Origin of the sequence: Streptomyces sp. SID5785, from assembly GCF_009870065.1 — a bacterium.
Taxonomy (GTDB): domain Bacteria; phylum Actinomycetota; class Actinomycetes; order Streptomycetales; family Streptomycetaceae; genus Streptomyces.
On the sequence record NZ_WWIA01000274.1, the window covers coordinates 1 to 3,271 of the forward strand.

The 3,271-nt window shown below is 68.6% G+C and carries 2 protein-coding genes, 2 tRNA genes and 1 pseudogene; 2 read left to right on the forward strand and 3 right to left on the reverse strand.

The features are described 5' to 3' along the window. Window positions 1–179: 179 nt before the first annotated feature. The gene (gene tig / locus GTW43_RS08720; protein WP_161301055.1) at window positions 180–1,550 is read right to left on the reverse strand and encodes a trigger factor; all 1,371 of its coding nucleotides are present in this window, start codon (window positions 1,548–1,550) and stop codon (window positions 180–182) included. Window positions 1,551–1,723: 173 nt separating this feature from the next. Further along, window positions 1,724–1,800 (reverse strand) — tRNA-Pro (locus GTW43_RS08725). Window positions 1,801–1,965: 165 nt separating this feature from the next. On the opposite strand from GTW43_RS08725, the gene GTW43_RS08730 reads away from it, so the two are divergent. Beyond that, window positions 1,966–2,036, forward strand: a tRNA-Gly gene (locus GTW43_RS08730). 73 nt (window positions 2,037–2,109) lie between these two features. Here GTW43_RS08730 and GTW43_RS08735 read toward each other — a convergent pair. Further along, entirely contained in the window at window positions 2,110–2,304 is a 195-nt protein-coding gene (locus tag GTW43_RS08735; protein ID WP_161301056.1) for a hypothetical protein, read from the reverse strand. A gap of 653 nt (window positions 2,305–2,957) precedes the next feature. On the opposite strand from GTW43_RS08735, the pseudogene GTW43_RS08740 reads away from it, so the two are divergent. Then, a pseudogene (locus tag GTW43_RS08740) lies at window positions 2,958–3,271 on the forward strand (hypothetical protein); the annotation flags it as partial.

A 3,271-nucleotide genomic window follows, 5' to 3' on the forward strand; every position in this document is an offset into this window, starting at 1 on the left:
CGGGGCGCCGGGCGCGGGCGGGGGTGGCTCCGGCGGTGGTACGGCGGAAGCGGGTCTCGTCGTGGCTTGTCGCGCAGTTCCCCGCGCCCCTCACGGGGCTTCGCGGGCTGCTTCGGCGGAGGTGCAGCAGGCCCCCGGGACGGGGTCCCGGGGGCCTGCTGGAGGGGGTGCTGCGGGGGTCAGGCCTGGGCCTGCTCCTCCGTGGACTCCTCGGCCGGTGCCTCGTCGGCAGCGTCCTCGTCGTCCTCGAGGTCGATGACCTCGCCGTTCGTGTCCTTGACCGTGGCGGCCTCGACGACGACCGCGAGGGCCTTGCCGCGGGCGACCTCGCCGACGAGCATCGGGACCTGGCCGCCCTCGACGACGGCCTGGGCGAACTGGTCGGGGGACATGCCGGAGGAGGCGGCGCGACGCATGAGGTGCTCGGTGAGCTCCTCCTGGTTCACGTTCAGCTTCTCCTTGTTGACGAGCTCGTCGAGGACGAACTGCGTCTTGATGCCCTTGACGGCCTGCTCGCGCGTCTCGGCGTCGAACTCCTCGGCCGACTTGCCCTGGATCTCGAGGTACTTCTCGAGGTCGAGGCCCATCTGGCCGAGCTGGTGGTGCTCCAGGTTGTGCTTGCGGGTCTGCATCTCGTCCTCGAGGAGCTTCTCGGGGACGGGGACCTCGACCAGCTCGAGCAGCTTCTCGAGGACGCGCTCCTGGGCCTGCGTGGCCTGGTCGTACTGCTTCATGTTCTCGAGGCGCTTGCGGCTGTCGGCCTTCAGCTCGTCGAGGGTGTCGAACTCGGAGGCGAGCTGGGCGAAGTCGTCGTCCAGGGCCGGGAGTTCGCGGGCGGCGACCTGGGTGACCTTGACGGTGACCTCGGCCTCCTTGCCCTCGGCGGAGCCGCCCTTGAGCTCGGAGGTGAAGGTGGCGTCGCCACCGGCCTCCAGGCCCTTCACGGCCTCGTCGATGCCGTCGAGCAGCTCGCCCGAGCCGATCGTGTACGAGACGCCGGAGGCGACGCCGTCCTCGAGGACCTCGCCGTCGACCTTGGCCTCGAGGTCGATCGTCACGACGTCGCCGTCCTCGGCGGCGCGCTCGACCGGGTTGGTCGAGGCGAAGCGGTCACGCAGCTGCTCGACCGACTTGTCGACGTCCTCGTCGGTGACCTCGACCGCGTCGACCTCGACCTCGATGCCGGAGTAGTCCGGGATCTCGATCGCGGGGCGGACGTCGACCTCGGCGGTGAAGTTCAGCGTCTCGCCGTCCTTCAGCTCCGTGATGTCGACCTCGGGCTGGCCCAGGACGTTGAGCTCGGCCTCGTTCACCGCTTCGGTGTAGAACTTCGGAAGCGCGTCGTTGACGGCCTCCTCCAGGACGGCACCGCGGCCGAAGCGCTGGTCGATGACGCGGGCCGGGATCTTGCCCTTGCGGAAGCCCTTCACCGTGACCTGCTGGTTGATCTTCTTGTACGCCGCGTCGAGGCTGTCCTTGAGCTCCTCGAAGGGCACCTCGATGCTGAGCCGAACCCGGGTCGGGTTCAGGGTCTCCACGGCGCTCTTCACGGTTCGGTCTCCTTGGGGGCTGACTTCTGGGTTCCTGCCCGGTTTCAGAGACACACGGGCACGCAGCTTGCATAGTAACGGCAAGCCGGAGCCGACCCACAATGCGATCTTGGGGAGCCCGCGGAGCCGTTCGAGAAGCGACGGGGCGGCCGGCCGGACGGCGGCTTCAACGCTGGTCGGGGTGGCGGGATTTGAACCCACGGCCTTCCGCTCCCAAAGCGGACGCGCTACCAAGCTGCGCCACACCCCGTCGGTGCGACACGTAGGGTACATGCCCGCAGGCAGTGCCACTCCCCCCCTTTACGGGGCGGAAGCCGGGGCGTCGGCGGCCGGCCGGCGAGAGGGTGTGCGGGCGGGCCCCGGGACCCGCTACGATGCCTGCGTACCGCGGTCACCGAGACGTGGTGCACCGTGTGCGGGCGTAGCTCAATGGTAGAGCCCTAGTCTTCCAAACTAGCTACGCGGGTTCGATTCCCGTCGCCCGCTCTTTTCGAGGCCTCCGGCCCCGGGTCCACACCAGTGGACCGGGCCGGGGGCTTTTTTGCTCCCGGCCCGCCGCTCAGAAATTGATCGCGCTGATGCTCGACGCGACGGAGTTGAGGAAGTTGTTGATCGCGGGAGCCATTCCGGTCGAGGCCAGGAAGAAGCCGAAGAGGACCGCGACGATGGCGGGTCCCGCCTTGATCGAGCCACCGCGCATCAGCACGACGAGGACGATCGCCAACAACAGCACCACTGACAGCGAAATGGCCACACTGATCACACCCTAGGTCGGTCCGCTCTCCCGGCCCGGGGGGTACAGCGCCACACCCCCCGCCAGAACCATCGTGCCACCAACCCGGGCTCCGTATGCGGCCGGTGACGCATCGTCGGCCACGCGCGCGCGGGGGCGCGGGGTGCGCGCACCCTTGGGGCGCACGAGCCGCGCACGTGGGCGGGGTGGCGGACAGGACGGGCCGGGCGACGAAATCGGCTTGATCGTTTCCATGGCGCACATGCTCCGCACACATGCCCCGCGCACGGCACCCACGGGCCCCGCGCGGCCCGATCGCGGTGTTCGCGCATTTCTCACCGGGCCCGCACGGACGCGCACATGAGTGACGCACGCCATTTCCAGTAAATTCACGGGCGGCCGGCCCGGTGCCCGATCAACGGATTTCCTGGCGCGAACACCTCGCGGCACGAGCGTGAGAAACGCGACATAACACCACACCGATGTCGGCCGTTATGCACCCTTTAAGTGGGATGAAAGGGGGATAACGGGACAGATCGGCAATAAATCCATGGCATACGAACCCATGCCGACTTCTGCAAATCACATCGGCCCCGAATGGATCTCCCGGACGATATGCGGGAATCACCTGGAAGGTTTTACGAAATCGCGCGGGCGCCACTAGGGTGCCTCAGATGTTCCGCACTGCGCACGGGTCGCACCGCAGTCCGCTGCCTCCGGCCGCACCGACCGTGGACGCGACGTCCTCCCCCCGAGCCCCGCACGAACCGCGCCCCGCACCGCCCGCCTCCGCGCAGCCCGCACCCGCCGCGGCCGCCGCCGCGGCGCCCAAGCAGCGGGACGCGTTCTTCGACAACGCGAAGTACCTGGCGATCGTGTTCGTCGCGATGGGTCACGCCTGGGAGCCGCTCACGGACGGCAGCCGTGCCGCCGAGGCGCTGTACATGATCGTCTACACGTTCCACATGCCGGCGTTCATCGTCATCTC